A 252-nucleotide genomic window follows, 5' to 3' on the forward strand; every position below is an offset into this window, starting at 1 on the left:
GTTGTAAAGTGTTGCCCTGCTGACGCCAAATGTCTTTGCGACATCGCTCGCGGTCAGTTCTGGATCGTCCATCAGGGTTTTAGCCTGACGGATTTGCTTGATCGTTAGAGCGGCCTTGCGCCCGCCCTTCCGCCCGCGAGCACGAAGCACGTCGAGCGCGGCTTTCGTCCGCTCGCTGTTAAGCTACCGCTCAAACTGAGCGAGGGTTGCGAACATATTGAACACCAGCTCGCCCACGGCGCTGCTCGTATC

1 pseudogene is annotated in these 252 nt (G+C 58.7%); it reads right to left on the bottom strand.

Annotated features, from left to right (window positions below):
- Positions 1-72: pseudogene (locus tag ACEN88_RS35845) on the bottom strand (recombinase family protein); the annotation flags it as partial.
- Between the last annotated feature and the right edge of the window lie 180 nt (positions 73-252).

It is taken from the genome of Massilia sp. CT11-108, from assembly GCF_047302915.1.
GTDB lineage: Bacteria > Pseudomonadota > Gammaproteobacteria > Burkholderiales > Burkholderiaceae_D > Telluria > Telluria orientalis.